At 67.0% G+C, this 13366-nt stretch carries 17 protein-coding genes; 4 read left to right on the forward strand and 13 right to left on the reverse strand.

Annotated elements, in window-relative coordinates; genetic code table 11:
- Positions 1 to 51: 51 nt before the first annotated feature.
- The 9 genes from JCM7685_RS08955 to yajC are packed head-to-tail and all read right to left on the reverse strand — an operon-like array spanning position 52 to position 6162.
- Positions 52 to 570, reverse strand: coding sequence for a DsbE family thiol:disulfide interchange protein (locus JCM7685_RS08955; protein WP_074966754.1), 519 nt, complete (start codon positions 568 to 570; stop codon positions 52 to 54).
- Positions 571 to 583: 13 nt separating this feature from the next.
- Positions 584 to 727, reverse strand: a complete 144-nt coding sequence (ccmD, locus tag JCM7685_RS08960; RefSeq protein ID WP_074966755.1) for a heme exporter protein CcmD — start codon at positions 725 to 727, stop codon at positions 584 to 586.
- The gene (locus JCM7685_RS08965) at positions 724 to 1449 is read right to left on the reverse strand and encodes a heme ABC transporter permease (protein WP_074966756.1); all 726 of its coding nucleotides are present in this window, start codon (positions 1447 to 1449) and stop codon (positions 724 to 726) included. The genes ccmD and JCM7685_RS08965 overlap by 4 nt, the downstream gene beginning before the upstream one ends.
- Positions 1450 to 1501: 52 nt before the next feature.
- Positions 1502 to 2158 carry a heme exporter protein CcmB gene (ccmB, locus tag JCM7685_RS08970; RefSeq protein WP_074966757.1) on the reverse strand — a complete coding sequence of 219 codons (657 nt, stop codon included), beginning with the start codon at positions 2156 to 2158 and terminating at the stop codon, positions 1502 to 1504.
- Positions 2155 to 2787, reverse strand: coding sequence for a heme ABC exporter ATP-binding protein CcmA (ccmA, locus tag JCM7685_RS08975; RefSeq protein ID WP_074966758.1), 633 nt, complete (start codon positions 2785 to 2787; stop codon positions 2155 to 2157). Before ccmA ends, ccmB begins: the two co-directional genes overlap by 4 nt.
- Positions 2784 to 3140, reverse strand: coding sequence for an Mth938-like domain-containing protein (locus tag JCM7685_RS08980; RefSeq protein WP_074966759.1), 357 nt, complete (start codon positions 3138 to 3140; stop codon positions 2784 to 2786). The genes ccmA and JCM7685_RS08980 overlap by 4 nt, the downstream gene beginning before the upstream one ends.
- Entirely contained in the window at positions 3140 to 4135 is a 996-nt protein-coding gene (secF, locus tag JCM7685_RS08985) for a protein translocase subunit SecF (RefSeq protein WP_074966760.1), read from the reverse strand. Before secF ends, JCM7685_RS08980 begins: the two co-directional genes overlap by 1 nt.
- A gap of 12 nt (positions 4136 to 4147) precedes the next feature.
- On the reverse strand, positions 4148 to 5812 hold the full coding sequence (gene secD / locus JCM7685_RS08990) for a protein translocase subunit SecD (protein ID WP_074966761.1): 1665 nt from the start codon (positions 5810 to 5812) through the stop codon (positions 4148 to 4150).
- Between the two features lie 17 nt (positions 5813 to 5829).
- Positions 5830 to 6162, reverse strand: coding sequence for a preprotein translocase subunit YajC (gene yajC, locus JCM7685_RS08995; RefSeq protein ID WP_074966762.1), 333 nt, complete (start codon positions 6160 to 6162; stop codon positions 5830 to 5832).
- A gap of 352 nt (positions 6163 to 6514) precedes the next feature.
- Here yajC and mazG point away from each other — a divergent pair, with 352 nt between their 5' ends.
- On the forward strand, positions 6515 to 7357 hold the full coding sequence (gene mazG, locus JCM7685_RS09000; protein WP_074966763.1) for a nucleoside triphosphate pyrophosphohydrolase: 843 nt from the start codon (positions 6515 to 6517) through the stop codon (positions 7355 to 7357).
- Between the two features lie 2 nt (positions 7358 to 7359).
- On the opposite strand, the gene dusA is transcribed toward mazG, so the two are convergent.
- A complete protein-coding gene (dusA, locus tag JCM7685_RS09005) occupies positions 7360 to 8367 on the reverse strand; it encodes a tRNA dihydrouridine(20/20a) synthase DusA (protein WP_074966764.1) in 1008 nt (335 codons plus the stop codon).
- Between the two features lie 428 nt (positions 8368 to 8795).
- On the opposite strand from dusA, the gene JCM7685_RS09010 reads away from it, so the two are divergent.
- From JCM7685_RS09010 to grxD, 3 genes are all read left to right on the forward strand, one after another.
- On the forward strand, positions 8796 to 9632 hold the full coding sequence (locus JCM7685_RS09010) for a glycosyltransferase (RefSeq protein ID WP_074966765.1): 837 nt from the start codon (positions 8796 to 8798) through the stop codon (positions 9630 to 9632).
- Positions 9633 to 10288: 656 nt separating this feature from the next.
- Positions 10289 to 10531 (forward strand): BolA/IbaG family iron-sulfur metabolism protein, encoded by a 243-nt coding sequence (locus JCM7685_RS09015; RefSeq protein WP_074966766.1) that lies wholly within the window; start codon positions 10289 to 10291, stop codon positions 10529 to 10531.
- A gap of 39 nt (positions 10532 to 10570) precedes the next feature.
- On the forward strand, positions 10571 to 10933 hold the full coding sequence (grxD, locus tag JCM7685_RS09020; protein ID WP_074966767.1) for a Grx4 family monothiol glutaredoxin: 363 nt from the start codon (positions 10571 to 10573) through the stop codon (positions 10931 to 10933).
- Between the two features lie 51 nt (positions 10934 to 10984).
- Here grxD and JCM7685_RS09025 read toward each other — a convergent pair whose 3' ends face one another.
- The 3 genes from JCM7685_RS09025 to JCM7685_RS09035 all read right to left on the reverse strand — a co-directional run bounded on the left by JCM7685_RS09025 (position 10985) and on the right by JCM7685_RS09035 (position 13321).
- Complete coding sequence (locus JCM7685_RS09025) at positions 10985 to 11659, reverse strand: phage holin family protein (RefSeq protein ID WP_074966768.1); 675 nt, start codon at positions 11657 to 11659, stop codon at positions 10985 to 10987.
- An 8-nt stretch (positions 11660 to 11667) separates the two neighbouring features.
- Positions 11668 to 12096: a DUF883 family protein gene (locus JCM7685_RS09030; protein ID WP_074966769.1), complete on the reverse strand. Its 429-nt coding sequence runs from the start codon at positions 12094 to 12096 to the stop codon at positions 11668 to 11670.
- Positions 12097 to 12193: 97 nt separating this feature from the next.
- Positions 12194 to 13321, reverse strand: a complete 1128-nt coding sequence (locus tag JCM7685_RS09035; RefSeq protein ID WP_074966770.1) for an aminotransferase class V-fold PLP-dependent enzyme — start codon at positions 13319 to 13321, stop codon at positions 12194 to 12196.
- Positions 13322 to 13366: the final 45 nt, after the last annotated feature.

A 13366-nucleotide genomic window follows, 5' to 3' on the forward strand; every position in this document is an offset into this window, starting at 1 on the left:
GCCTCCGCCCCGGCTTCTTCGTTCCCCAAATACTCATGCGGCGGCGAAGCATCACCGCCCGGCCAGCGCCTTCTCCAGTTCCGGCAGGAAACGGTTCGCGTAATCCTCGCGCACCAGCGGCCCGGCATGGCGGTAAAGGATGCGGCCCGAACCGTCGATGATGAAGGTCTCGGGCGGCGCGGTCACGCCCCAGTCGATCGCCACCCGCCCGCGCGGATCGGCGGCCAGCGCGTGGAACGGGTCGCCATGATCGGACAGGAACCCCAGCGCCGCCGCCTCGGGGTCCTTCAGGTCCACGCCATAGACCGGCAGGCGCTTCGAGAGTTCCGTCAGCGTCGGATGCTCGGCCCGGCAGGGCGGGCACCAGCTCGCCCAGAAATTGACCAGCTTCACCCCCGGCCGGCGCAGCATCTCGTCGGTCAGCGGCACCTTGCCCGGCAGCGCCGCCGCCCCGACCGAAGGCGCCTCGCGCCCGACGAAGGCCGAGGGCACCGCCTCGGGATCCGGGCGCATCAGCGCCCAGCCGGCCATGCCGGCAAAGCCCAGGAACACCGCCACCGGCAGCAGCATCAGCGGGGAAATCCTAGCCACGGCGTTCATGCTCCTGCAAGTCGCGCCGCGCGCGGGCATTGGCCAGCACGCTTTGCACGACGATTCCCACCAGCAGCGCCAGGCTGACGCCATAGGCGGCCAACACGGTCGCGGCATATTTGCCGAGCTCGGTCATGCGCGATTCTCCCTTGCCAGCAGCGCGGCCAGGCGGCGGCGGCGGATCTCGGTCCGGGTGCGGATCAGCAGCAGCGACAGGAACAGCAGAAAGAACCCGGCCATGGTCAGATACAGCGGATAGCGATAGACCGCCGCCATCCGCTCGCCCGGCGCCATCGACAGCGAGGCGCCCTGGTGCAGCCCCTGGTTCCAGAAATTCACCGCATAGCGCGACAAGAGCGCAAAGACCGAGCCCACCAGGCACAAGACCCCGGTCAGATCGGCGGCGCTGTCCGGGTTCTCGACCGAGGCCCATAGCGCGATATAACCCAGGTAGAACAGGAACAGGATCAGGAACGAGGTCAGCCGCGGGTCCCATTCCCACCATGTCCCCCACATCGGCTGGCCCCAGATCGCGCCGGTGATCAGCGCGATCAGCGTCATCACCGCGCCGACCGGCGCCGCCGCCTTGGCGGCCAGCGCGCTGACATGGTGGCGCCGCACCAGCCAGATCAGCGAGGTGACCAGCATCATCAGCCAGATGTTGATCGCCATCAGCGCCGCCGGCACATGCAGGAAGATGATCTTGACCGTGGCGCCCTGCTTGTAGTCCTGCGGCGTCAGGAAACCCCAGACCAGCCCCGAGACGGTGCAAAGCGCCGCCCCCGCCACCGCATAGGGCAGGATCGCGCCGGAGGTGCGCATGAACTTGACGGGGTTGGCATATTCCAAGATCGACATGGCTTCTCCCTAGCCCGAGGCCCGGCTGCGCTCAAGTGCGCGAAGGTCGCATTCACCGCAGATTGACGCGCAGCGCCGCCGCCGCCGCGAAGGGCACCAGCGCCAGCACCGCCAGCGTGATCGCGGCAAGGAAGATCATGGCGCTGGCGGGATCGCCACCTGCGGCCCCGCGCCGCACCGCCTCGGCGCCGAAGATCAGCGTCGGCACGTAAAGCGGCAGCACCAGAAGCGACATCAGCAGGCCGCCGCGCCGCAACCCGACCGTCACCGCGGCGCCGAAAGCCCCCAGCATCGACAGCGCCGGCGTCCCAAGCAGCAGCGAAACCACCAGCCAGGGATAGGCCGGGCCCGGCAGGTGCAGAAGCAGCCCGAAGACCGGCGCCGCCAGCGCCAGCGGCAGGCCGGTCACCAGCCAATGCGCCAAGGCCTTGACCGCCACCGCACCCTCCAGCGGCAGCGGCGCGGTGGCGAGCAGATCCAGGCTGCCGTCCTCGAAATCCAGGGCGAAGATGCGGTCGAGCGACAAGAGGCAGGCAAGCAGCGCCGCCACCCACAGGATGCCGGGCGCGATGCGGGCCAGCGTGCCGCCCTCGGGGCCGACCCCGAAGGGGACCAGCGTGCAGACGATCAGGAAGAAGGCCAGCGCCAGGCCGAAGCCGCCGCCGGCGCGCACCGCCAGCCGCAGGTCGCGAACCAGCAGCGCCTTCATGCGAAAGCCTCGTTGAAGCCGGCCGGGCGCGCGTCCCGCCGCACCGGACCGGCGCGGAACGGGCCCAGGTCCAGCAGCCGCGCCTCGGGCAGGCCCAGGTCGATATGGGTCGCGATCAGCGCCGCACCGCCCTGCCCCAGATGCCCGCGCAGCATGGCCGCGAACAGCGCGACCGAATCGCGGTCGAGCGAGACCGTCGGCTCGTCCAGCAGCCAGACCGGCCGGCCGGTGACCATCAGCCGCGCCAGCCCCAGCCGCCGCTTCTGCCCGGCGGACAGCGCATGGGCGGGCCGCGCGGCCAGGTCGCGCAGGTTCATCGCCGCCAGCGCCGGGGCGATGTCATGGCCGCCAAAGACCTCGGCCCAGAAGCGCAGGTTCTCGGAAACGGTCAGCGCCGGCTTCAGCCCGTCGGCATGGCCGGCATAGGCCATGGCCTCGGGCGCGGCCTGGATTTCGCCCGAAGCCGCCGGCTGCAAGCCGGCCAGGGTGCGCAGAAGCGTGGTCTTGCCGATGCCATTCGAGCCACGCAGCACCAGCACCTGGCCGGCGTCCATCGTAAAGGACAGGTTCTCGACGGCGCGCAGCCCGCCCCGCGCCACGGCGAGATCGCGGACGGCGATCAGGCTCATAGCGGGATCAGCGCGCAGGCGACGCGCCGGCCCTCGGCCAGCGTGACATTGTAGCTGCGCGCGGCCGAGGGCGAATTCATCGGCTCGGCCATCACCCCCGCCGCCTCCAGCGCCTGGACCAGCGCGCGCGGCGGAAAGGCGATCTCGGCGCCCATACCCAGGAACAGCACGTCGACGGCGCCGCCGAGTTCCAGCAGCGCGGCCGCATCCTCGATCCCGCCCCAGGAGCGGACGCCCTGCGGCGTCACGATCAGCGCGCCGTGATGGACCACGCCGCCGACCCGGAAAAAGCCGGGGCCGTAGCCGTCGATCGGCACGGCCCCGGCGAACTCGGTCGGCACCATCAGCGCCATCAGGGCGCGTCCCGGAATGCGGCGGGAATGTCCTCGCCCGGCGCCTGTTCCTTCTTCTCGCCTGGCTTGGCCCAGTCGCGCTTCACGCCCAACCACAGCACGATGTTCTTGGCGACATAGATCGTCGAATAGGTGCCGATGAAGACCCCCGCCAGCATGGCGATGACGAAGTCCCGGATCACGTCGCCGCCGAAGATCATCATCGCGCCAAGCGCCAGCGCCGTGGTGACCGCCGTCATCACCGTGCGCGACAGCGTCTCGTTGCAGGTCAGGTTCATCAGGTCGATGAGCGGCCGCGTCTTGTACTTAATCAGGTTCTCGCGCAGCCGGTCGAAGACCACGACGGTATCGTTGCAGGAAAACCCGACAGTGGTCAGGATCGCCGCGATGGTCGTCAGGTCGAACTTCATCTGGAACAGCGAGAACATCCCGACCGTCAACAGCGCGTCATGGATCAGCGACACGATGGCGCCGATGGCGAACTGCCATTCGAAACGCAGCCAGATATAGGCCATGATGCCCAGACAGGCCGCCCCCACCGCATAGAAGGCCGTGTTGATCAGCTCGCTCGAAACCTTGGGCCCGACCGATTCCACCGCGGCGAAGTTGACCTGAGGATCGACCTTCTTCAGCGCCGCCTCGACCTCGTTCAGCTGCTCGGGCGTGACCGAGCCCGTCGCATCCGTGGTGCCGATGCGAATCAACGCTGCGTGTTTGGTGGCGCCGAAACTGGGATCGAAGACCTCGGTGATCGCAATCTCGCCCAAGTCGATGCCCTCGAGCGCCTGGCGATAGTCGCCGACCTCGAAGGCGGTCGGGCTTTCGGTGCGGATGGTGGTGCCGCCCTTGAAGTCGATGCCGTAGTTCAGGCCCAGGACCATGATGCAGATGACCGAGCCCAGCATCGCCGCCGCCGACAGGCCGAAGGTCAGCCACTGCCAGCGGAAGAAGTCGAAGCTGGTATGGTCGGGAACGAGTTTCAGACGAAATGCCATTTTCCTGCTCCCTTACAGAATCAGTTGCTTCGGCTTGCGCCATTCCAGCCAGAACACGATCAGCAACCGCGTCAGGAAGATCGCGGTAAAGACCGAGGTGATCAGGCCGATGGTCAGCGTCACGGCAAAGCCCTTCACCGGGCCCGAGCCCAGGAAGAACATCACCGCCGCCGCGATGAACGAGGTCACGTTGGCGTCGATGATCGCCGACATCGCCTCGCTGAAGCCGTCGTCGATGGCCTTCACGATGCGCTTGCCGGCGCGCAATTCCTCGCGGATGCGCTCGTAGATGATGACGTTCGCGTCCACCGCCGTGCCCACGGTCAGAACGATGCCGGCGATGCCGGGCAGCGTCAGCGTGGCGCCCATCATCGACATGACCGACAGGATCAGGATCACGTTGATGACGACCGCGACCGAGGCGAAGACGCCGAACAGCCCATAGCTCGCGACCATATAAGCCACGACGGCGGCCGTGGCGATGATCGAGGAAAGCCGTCCGGCGTCGATCGAATCCTGCCCCAGTTCCGGGCCGATGGTGCGCTCTTCCAGGAAGGTCATCTTGGCCGGCAGCGCGCCCGCGCGCAGCAGCACCGCAAGCCGGGTCGATTCCTCGACGTTCATCGCGCCCGAGATCTGGCCCGAGCCGGTGGTGATCGCCTGCCGGATCACCGGGGCCGAGATCACCTGGCTGTCCAGCACGATGGCGAAGGGCTGGCCGATATTGGCTGAGGTATAGGCCCCGAAGCGCTTGGCGCCCGAGGGGCCGAAGCGGAAGTCCACCGCCGGCTGCCCGTTCTGGTCGAAGCTGGGCTGGGCGTTGGTCAGGTCCTCGCCGCTGACGACGGGACTGTCCTCGATGATGTAATAGACGCCCTGCTCGTCCATCGAGGGCAGCAGGACATTGCCGGGACCAGGCCGGGCGTTGGCGTCGGCGGTGCGGCCGACGACCGGGTTGAAGGTCAGCTTTGCGGTGGTGCCGATCAGCTGCTTCAACTCCTCGGCCGAGCCGATGCCGGGCACCTGGATCAGGATGCGATCCTTGCCCTGGCGGGCGATGGTCGGCTCACGCGTGCCGACCTCGTCGATGCGGCGGCGGATGATCTCCAGCGCCTGCTGCACGGTGCGGTCGTCGGTGGCGGCCCTCTCGGCGTCCGAAAGGCGCACCAGCAGCCGGTTGCCCTGGGCCGAGACGGTGATGTCGCTCTGCCCGGCCCCGGTCAGCGAGGTGACGGGCGTGGCCAGGCCGCGGGCGATCTCGACGGCCTTGGCCATTTGGTCGGCATTGCCGATCTCGACCGCCAGCTGCCCGTCCTCGGCCTGGACGCGGCGCACGGCGCCCACGGTCTCGCGCTGCGCGACCAATGCGTCGCGCAATTCGGGCCAGATGCCGTCCATGCGGGCCTTGTAGACTTCCTGGACATGCACCTCGCCCAGAAGATGCGCGCCCCCGCGCAGGTCGAGCCCCAGGTTCACCAGGCCCGAGGGCAGCCAACCCGGCCAGCCGGCACGGGCCTGCGCTTCCTCGGGAGTCTCGAAGCCGTTGCGCTCGGCGGCGGTGATGGCATCGTTATGCTGCTCGACCCGGCTATAGAACAGGTTCGGCGCGGCATAGAGCAGGCCGATGGCGACCAGGGCCAGGATCAGCAGGCGCTTCCAGAAGGGGATGTCGAGCATGGCGGTGCGTGCGGCCTTCAGCTATTGGCGGCGGCGGGCTGGGTGCGGTTCACCAGCCCGGTGACGGAACTACGAACGACGCGGACCTTGACGCCGGACGCGATCTCGACCTCGATCTCCTCGTCGCGCAGGGCGGCGATCTTGCCGATCAGCCCGCCCTGGGTCACGACCTCGTCGCCCTTCTTCAGGGCCTGAACCATGGCGCGATGTTCCTTCATGCGCTTCTGCTGCGGGCGGATCATCAGGAAATACATGATGACAAAGATCAGGATCAGCGGCGCGAAAGAGGCGATGCTGGACATGCCTGTGGGGGCGCCGGCGGCCTGGGCGAATGCGGGGGTCACGAACATCAAGGCTTTTCCCTGTTCTCTGGTTCTCCGGGCAGTCCCCCGGCGGAATTGGCGCGCACCCTATCCCCGGCGTGCCGGGATGGCAAGAAAGGCGGGACATGCAAAGCCGCCAGTCGCGCCTCGGAAAGGGGGCTTTGCCCCCGCGCGTTCCGCGCTCCCCCAGGATATTTCCACACAAAAGAAACCAGGGGCTTCGGATCGAGCTTCTTTTGTGCCCAAATATCCCGGGGGGTGAGGAGCGTCAGCGACGAGGGGGGGCAGCGCCCCCCTTGTCGCCCGCCGCCCAGCCGTGCGTGGACATGCGCCCGCGCCTGTGGCAGGGCAGGATCGGACTGTCCGAAAGGTGGCGAAAATGGCTGATGACACGACGCCGGTTGCGCATCCGGCTTTGGCGCATGAGGTAAACGACCGCACCGGCATTCGCCGCCTGCTGGCGATCATGGCGGCATTGCGCGACCCGCAGACCGGCTGCCCCTGGGACATCGAACAGGATTTCGCCTCGATCGCCCCCTATACGATCGAAGAGGCGCACGAGGTTGCCGATGCCATCGCCCGCGAAGCCTGGGACGAATTGCCGGGCGAGTTGGGCGACCTGCTGCTGCAAGTGATCTTTCACGCCCAGATGGCGCAGGAGGCCAGAAAATTCGGTTTTGCCGACGTGGTGCGCGCGATCTCGGACAAGATGATCGACCGCCACCCGCATATCTTCGGCGACGAATCCCGCGACAAGTCGGCCGAGCAGCAGGTCCGCGACTGGGAGGCGATCAAGGCCCGCGAGCGCGCCGCGAAGGCCGAGCGCGGCGTGCTGGACGGGGTGGCGCTTGGCCTGCCGGCGCTGACCCGCGCGGTGAAGCTGCAAAACCGTGCCGCCCGCGTCGGCTTCGACTGGCCGGGACCAGAGGATGTGCTGGACAAGCTGGCCGAGGAAACCCGCGAACTGGTCGAGGCGCGTGCCAGTGGCGATCACGGTCATTTGACCGAGGAATTCGGCGACCTGATGTTCGTGATGGCGAATCTGGCCCGGCATCTGGACATCGACCCCGAAGAGGCGTTGCGGATGGCCAATGCCAAGTTCACCCGCCGCTTCCAGGCCATCGAGGCCGCGCTCGCCGCCGAAGGACGCCGCCCCGAGGACAGCGACCTGGCCGAGATGGACGCGCTGTGGGACCGGGCCAAGGCGGCCGAACGCGGCTGAGGTCAGGCCGGAGCCATGACCTCGGCCAGCGCTGCGTCGTAGACCGCCAGCGCCTCGGCGCGGTCGCGGGCCCTGGAGGCGCCCTCGGACAGCTGCCGTCGCCAGCCGCGCGCACCGGGGCGGCCATGGAAAAGACCCAGCATGTGACGCGTCGCCTGGTGCAGCCGCCCGCCCGCGGCCAAGTGCCGCTCGACCAGTTCGCGCAGCGCACCTGCCGCGGCCACCGGGTCGGCAAAGGGCGGTTCCGCGCCCCACAGCCGGTCCGCCTGCCCCAGGATGTCCCAGGGCTGGTGATACGCGGCGCGCCCGACCATGACGCCGTCCATGGCGCCCAGATGGTCGCGCGCCGCGTCCAGACTGGCGATGCCGCCGTTGATCGACAGGTGGAGCTCGGGAAACCGCGATTTCATCCGATGCACGAGCGGATAATCCAGCGGCGGAATCTCGCGGTTCTCGCGCGGGGACAGGCCCTGGAGCCAGGCCTTGCGGGCGTGTACCGTCAGCCGGCGTACTCCAGCCTCACGCATCAGGCGGATGAATTCGGGCAGTACGGTCTCGGGGTCCTGGTCGTCGACGCCGATGCGGCATTTGACCGTGACCTCGACGGGGCTGGCCGCGATCATTGCCGCGACGCATTCGGCGACCAGCGCGGGGCGGGTCATCAGCACCGCGCCGAAGCAGCCGGATTGCACCCGGTCGCTGGGGCAGCCCACGTTCAGGTTGATCTCGTCATAGCCGTGATCGGCACCGATCCGCGCCGCCTCGGCCAGCTGCGCGGGGTCCGAACCGCCGAGTTGCAGCGCCACCGGATGTTCGGTCGCATCGTGGGCCAGCAGTTTCGCGCGGTCGCCGAAGACGAGGGCGGGCGCGGTCACCATTTCGGTATAGAGCAGCGCCCTGCGCGACAGCATGCGGTGGATGCGCCGGCACAGGCTGTCGGTCCAGTCCATCATCGGGGCGACGGAAAGCCGTGCGCTATTGTTTTCATTGATGAAACTCTTCAGCACCATTCGCGGCCTACAATCCATTTTCGTCGATTCCCGTTCTTGCTTGGCTTGCTATCAGCAAGAATCGCAGAGGCCAGGCAAATCCGCCGGAAACCATTGCCGTGCGTCTTTCAAAGGACGATGCGGCGTCCATACCGCAAAGGCCCGCGCGATGCGAGATGTTAGACAGCCTTCGCACCCAACCAATCCCGAGCACGCGGTAGTCTGTGACGGCCCGGAGGCTGTCGCAGGATCGTCCAGACGATGTTTCACCCTGAATAATGGCAGACATATAATATAAAAGACGCGGATCGGATAACATCTGCCGCGAAGATCGCACATAACAATAATAAGGCGCATCTGCGCGGGTGCTCCATCTCTCCATTTGATATTGCTCTTTCGGCAGGTTATTGACTGTCCCGAGCGGAGTTTTTGCCGATAAGGAATTTATAATGCAAATCGTGGGTATTTGCCGTTTCTCGTTGCTTGGCAGAGGCGACTGGCGGCCTTACCGGGACAAGCCGGAATCCGACGTCGAAGCCATCGCTGCCGAGCAGGCGAAGAAGCTGTTTTCTGCCGATCGCATGGAACGCCGGCTTGCAACGTTCGAGCATATAACCTTGGCCTCGCTGCGCGCGCAGACGGATCAGGATTTCGTCTTCATCGTCGCCGCATCCCAATTGATGCCGAAAGAATATCAAGAGCGGCTGATTGAAATCTGTGCCGCCGTTCCACAGGTCGTGCTGCGCTTCTTTCCGCTGACGCATATCGGCGCCGCCCAGGCCGCGGTCTTTGCCGAGCTCGGCATGACCTATAAGGACGCCCTGCAATTCCGACTGGATGACGACGATGCGATTTGTGTCGATTTCATTCGGCGCAAACGCCTGACCGTCGAAAAGCTGGTGCCGAGCAGCTTTCCGTTCTCGGTCAGCTTTCGCCAGGTCATGTTCAGTTCGCAAGGCGGCAAGAATGCTGGCGTCTATCTTTGGGAGGCGCCCTTCCTGGGTGTCGGCGTCGCGCTGTGGCATCCCGACAAAAGCATCTTCGCATTCGGCCATTTCGCCTTGGCCAAGCGATTTACCAGCATCATCATCCCGGGCGGCATGGCGCTGGTAACCCATAGCGGCCTGAACGACACGCTGTTCGATGCGCGACGCATCAAACGCCAGAATATGGTGCGCATGGATGATGCCGCCGTGGCGGCCAACTGTGCCTCGCAGTTTCCGTTTCTGACGGAGACCGGCAAGTCCATTGCCGGATTGCCCGTTGCCGGTCCCAAGACTCATTGATAGTCACGCCAGACAAACGGTTGCAACGAGGACGGCGGCCGAGAGGAAGGCCCTTTGCGCAGCCATCGTAGCATGTTGCGAGGCGGCGCCGGTCCTTCGGACGGCCGAGCATGATCTCGATGCGGCTGCGGTTCTTGCAGCGCCGTTTGGCGTAGCGGACGGTTCTCCCGGGGATGCCGGAACCCATGCCCTTGTCTTGGTTCCGGCTTATGAACTGGCCCCGTCAACCGTTGCCGTGTTCCTCACGCCCCAGTCAGGGATTCGCGGCTTTAATTCGATGATACTGGGATGGCACGGCGGGTGTCCGGGGATCGCCAAGCCCTTCGGCCGACCGATTCATTCAGTCGGCGAACCAATGGCGGCTCACGCTTCACTCCAGAAATCGCACCCCGGGAATGACCTGCCGGCCCGCGCCCGCTTGCCCCCCGAATAGCGCCGTTGAGGCTTTCGAGGAAACGACCATTCGGCGACGGTGCCGTCAGCGCAGGTCAAGCCATCCGCGCACCAGCATGTTCACGCTGCTGCCAACGCATCGCAGGTCCTCGGCGGACCGACGATCCGCGATCCGGCCCCACGATCCGCATCGACGGACGGCGGCGATCTTGCGGCTCGCCGAGGCTTGGCCTACATCATGCAGAACAAGGAAAGGAATTGCCATGGCGATGGAAGCCCATGACATCGAAGCCCTGATCCGCGCCGCTTTCCCGCATGCCCGGATCACGATCACGGACCTTGCCGGCGACGGCAACCATTATGCCGCCGAGGTGATCGACGAAAGCTTCCGTGGACTGAACCGGGTCCAGCAGCAGCGCGCGGTCTATGCCGCGCTGCAAGGCAAGATGGACGGCCCCAGCGGCGCGCTGCATGCTCTGGCGCTGACGACCAAGGCCCCCGAATAAACCGCAGGCACAGCCGTGCCTCAGCAAGGAACCGCAGACATGACAGATGCGCGCCAGCAGATCCAGGAAACCATCGACGGCAATGATGTCGTCCTGTTCATGAAGGGCACCAAGGAGATGCCGCAATGCGGGTTCTCCAGCCGCATCGCCGGGGTGCTGAACTACATGAACGTCGAATATCGCGATGTGAACGTGTTGTCCGACGCCGACATCCGCCAGGGCATCAAGGACTTCTCGGACTGGCCCACCATCCCGCAGCTTTATGTCAAGGGAGAGTTCGTGGGCGGCTGCGACATCGTGACCGAGATGACGCTCTCGGGCGAGCTGGACCAGCTCTTCGACAAGGCCGGCGTGACCTATGACAAGGATGCCGCCAACAAGATCCGCGAAGCGAACGCCTGAACCGAGCCTTCGCCGGTAAAAAGCCCGCCGTCAGGCGGGCTTTTTCTTTGCTCAGAAGCGGTCGTCGCGCCAATCCTCGTCCTCGTCGCGGTCCCGCCGGCCCAGCCGCGAGGCCAGCGTGATCCCGACCGCAAAGGCGCCGATCAAGGGCACGAAGGGCGCGGCGCGCGACCTTGCCGCGCCGCCGACCGCCCGCTCCATCGCGTCGGGCGCCAAGCCCAGCCGGCGCGAGGCGCTTTCGCCCAAGCCCCGCGCGGCGCCGCAGACCTTGGCCTCGGCCCGGTCGGCGAAACGGTCGGCCCGATAGGACAGGTCGTCGACCACGGAATGCGCCCGTTGCTGGGCGGTTTCCATCAGCAGGCCCGCTTTTTCGGATGCCCGTTCCAGCGTCCTGTCGGCCACGGCGCTGGCCTTCGCGACCGCGGCGTCGGCGGCGAGGTTCAGCCGTTCCTCGACCTCGGCCTTCAGCTCGTCGGTCGTGGGCGCCTTGTGCCGCTCGGCCTTGGCCATCCCCGCCAGCACCAGCCCGATCAGCAGGAAGCCGAGGCCGATCGCCAGCGAGGCCCAGAGCGGGCCCCAATGCAGGTACCAAGCCAGCCAGGTCCAGAGCGCCGCCAGCAGGAAGCCGGCCGCGACCAGCAGCACGACCCCTGCCCCGGCCATCAGCCCGGCGCGGCGCAGCCTGTCCGTCAGGGCAAGCTGCAGCTTCCTGGTGTAATCGAACATCGCAGGGCTCAGCGGCGCGCGATGATCAGGCCCAGCAGGAAGCCCACGCCGGCGGCGATGCCAAGCGCCTGGGCCGGGTTGCGGCGCACCATGCCCGAGACCTCGTCGTAGTAATCCTCGGCATGGGCGGCGACTTCGCCGGCGCGACGCTCGCCCTCGCGATAGATGCGACGGGCCTCGTCGCGGGCGCGTTCGGCATATTCGTGGCCGCGATCACGGGCGGCGCCCAGGTATTCCTCGCCCTTGCGGCGGGCGCCCTCGACGAATTCGGAACCCTTGTCGCGGGCGCTTTCGTAAAGGTCCGACGCGCGGTCCCGCGCGGTATCCAGCGCCTCGCCGGCCTCGTCCGCAGCGCGGCGGGCGTGCTTGCCCACGTCTTCCGCGGCGCGGCGTGCTTCGGCTTTCAGTTCCTCGGCGGTGGCTTCGTTCTTGGCCATGGCAGCATCCTCTCCAAAGGCTGTTCCGTTTTCGCCAAGCCAACGACGCGGGCCCGGAGTTTGTTCCCGCCCGCGCCGGTTCCGTCGCGTCAGAGCGTCACAGCACCGCGTCGAAGGCCGGGAACAGCCGCGCCAGCGTGCCCTCGACATCCTTCAGCTTGTCGAGCCCGAACAGCCCGATGCGGAAGCTGCGGAAGCCCTCGCCCTCGCCGATCTGCAGGGGCACGCCGGCCGCGATCTGATAGCCCTCGGCAAGGAATTTGCGGCCGGTCGAGATCTCGGGGTCGTCGGTATAGCACACCACCACCCCCGGCGCCGCGAACCCCTCCGCCGCGACCGAGCGCAGCCCGCGTTTCGCCAGTTCCGCCCTGACCGCGTCGCCCAGCCGCCATTGCGCCTCGCGCGCGGCGGCGAAGCCCATCTCGCGGGTCTCGGCCATGGCGTCGCGCAGCCCGATCAGCGCGTCGGTCGGCATGGTGGCGTGATAGGCATGGCCGCCGTCCTCATAGGCCTGCATGATTGCGCGCCATTTTTTCAGGTCCAGCGAGAAGCTGTCGCTGCTGGTCTGCTGCAGCCGCTCCAGCCCGCGGGCCGAGAACATCACCATCCCGGCCGAGGGCGAGGCCGACCAGCCCTTTTGCGGGGCCGAAATCAGCACGTCCACACCGGTCGCCGCCATGTCCACCCAGACCGCGCCCGAGGCGATGCAGTCCAGCACCATCAGCGCGCCGACCTCATGCGCGGCCGCGGCCAGCGCCTTGATATAGTCGTCGGGCAGGATCATGCCCGAGGCCGTCTCGACATGGGGGGCGAAGACGGCATCGGGGCGGGTCTCGCGGATCTTGGCCACCACCTCGTCGATGGGCGCGGGGGCGAAGGGCGGGCGCGGTTCGTTCCCGGCCGGGCGGGCCATCATCACCGTGGTCTCGCGCGCGAAGCCGCCGGTCTCGAAGATCTGGCTCCAGCGGAAGCTGAAGAAGCCGTTCCTGACGATCAGCGCATGGGCGTCGCGGCCGAACTGGCGCGCCACCGATTCCATCGCGCAGGTGCCGCCGCCCGGGACCAGCGCCACCGCCTGCGCGCCATAGACCTCGCAGAGCGTGGCCGAGATCTCGCGCATGGCCGACTGGAACCTCTGCGACATGTGATTGAGCGAGCGGTCGGTGAAGACGACCGAAAATTCCTGCAACCCCTCGGGGTCCACGTCTGGGCGGAGTCCGGGCATGGCCGATCCTTTACTGCTGTTTCTGGCGGCAGCCTAGCGCGCGCC

The organism is Paracoccus aminovorans, assembly GCF_900005615.1.
Classification (GTDB): Bacteria; Pseudomonadota; Alphaproteobacteria; order Rhodobacterales; family Rhodobacteraceae; genus Paracoccus; species Paracoccus aminovorans.

Bases quoted from the DNA above. Each gene is read 5' to 3' on its own strand.
- JCM7685_RS08955 (WP_074966754.1), bottom strand. From the start codon at position 570: ATGCTGCTGCCGGTGGCGGTGTTCCTGGGCTTTGCCGGCATGGCCGGC.
- ccmD (WP_074966755.1), bottom strand. From the start codon at position 727: ATGACCGAGCTCGGCAAATATGCCGCGACCGTGTTGGCCGCCTATGGC.
- JCM7685_RS08965 (WP_074966756.1), bottom strand. From the start codon at position 1,449: ATGTCGATCTTGGAATATGCCAACCCCGTCAAGTTCATGCGCACCTCC.
- ccmB (WP_074966757.1), bottom strand. From the start codon at position 2,158: ATGAAGGCGCTGCTGGTTCGCGACCTGCGGCTGGCGGTGCGCGCCGGC.
- ccmA (WP_074966758.1), bottom strand. From the start codon at position 2,787: ATGAGCCTGATCGCCGTCCGCGATCTCGCCGTGGCGCGGGGCGGGCTG.
- JCM7685_RS08980 (WP_074966759.1), bottom strand. From the start codon at position 3,140: ATGGCGCTGATGGTGCCGACCGAGTTCGCCGGGGCCGTGCCGATCGAC.
- secF (WP_074966760.1), bottom strand. From the start codon at position 4,135: ATGGCATTTCGTCTGAAACTCGTTCCCGACCATACCAGCTTCGACTTC.
- secD (WP_074966761.1), bottom strand. From the start codon at position 5,812: ATGCTCGACATCCCCTTCTGGAAGCGCCTGCTGATCCTGGCCCTGGTC.
- yajC (WP_074966762.1), bottom strand. From the start codon at position 6,162: ATGTTCGTGACCCCCGCATTCGCCCAGGCCGCCGGCGCCCCCACAGGC.
- mazG (WP_074966763.1), top strand. From the start codon at position 6,515: ATGGCTGATGACACGACGCCGGTTGCGCATCCGGCTTTGGCGCATGAG.
- dusA (WP_074966764.1), bottom strand. From the start codon at position 8,367: ATGGTGCTGAAGAGTTTCATCAATGAAAACAATAGCGCACGGCTTTCC.
- JCM7685_RS09010 (WP_074966765.1), top strand. From the start codon at position 8,796: ATGCAAATCGTGGGTATTTGCCGTTTCTCGTTGCTTGGCAGAGGCGAC.
- JCM7685_RS09015 (WP_074966766.1), top strand. From the start codon at position 10,289: ATGGCGATGGAAGCCCATGACATCGAAGCCCTGATCCGCGCCGCTTTC.
- grxD (WP_074966767.1), top strand. From the start codon at position 10,571: ATGACAGATGCGCGCCAGCAGATCCAGGAAACCATCGACGGCAATGAT.
- JCM7685_RS09025 (WP_074966768.1), bottom strand. From the start codon at position 11,659: ATGTTCGATTACACCAGGAAGCTGCAGCTTGCCCTGACGGACAGGCTG.
- JCM7685_RS09030 (WP_074966769.1), bottom strand. From the start codon at position 12,096: ATGGCCAAGAACGAAGCCACCGCCGAGGAACTGAAAGCCGAAGCACGC.
- JCM7685_RS09035 (WP_074966770.1), bottom strand. From the start codon at position 13,321: ATGCCCGGACTCCGCCCAGACGTGGACCCCGAGGGGTTGCAGGAATTT.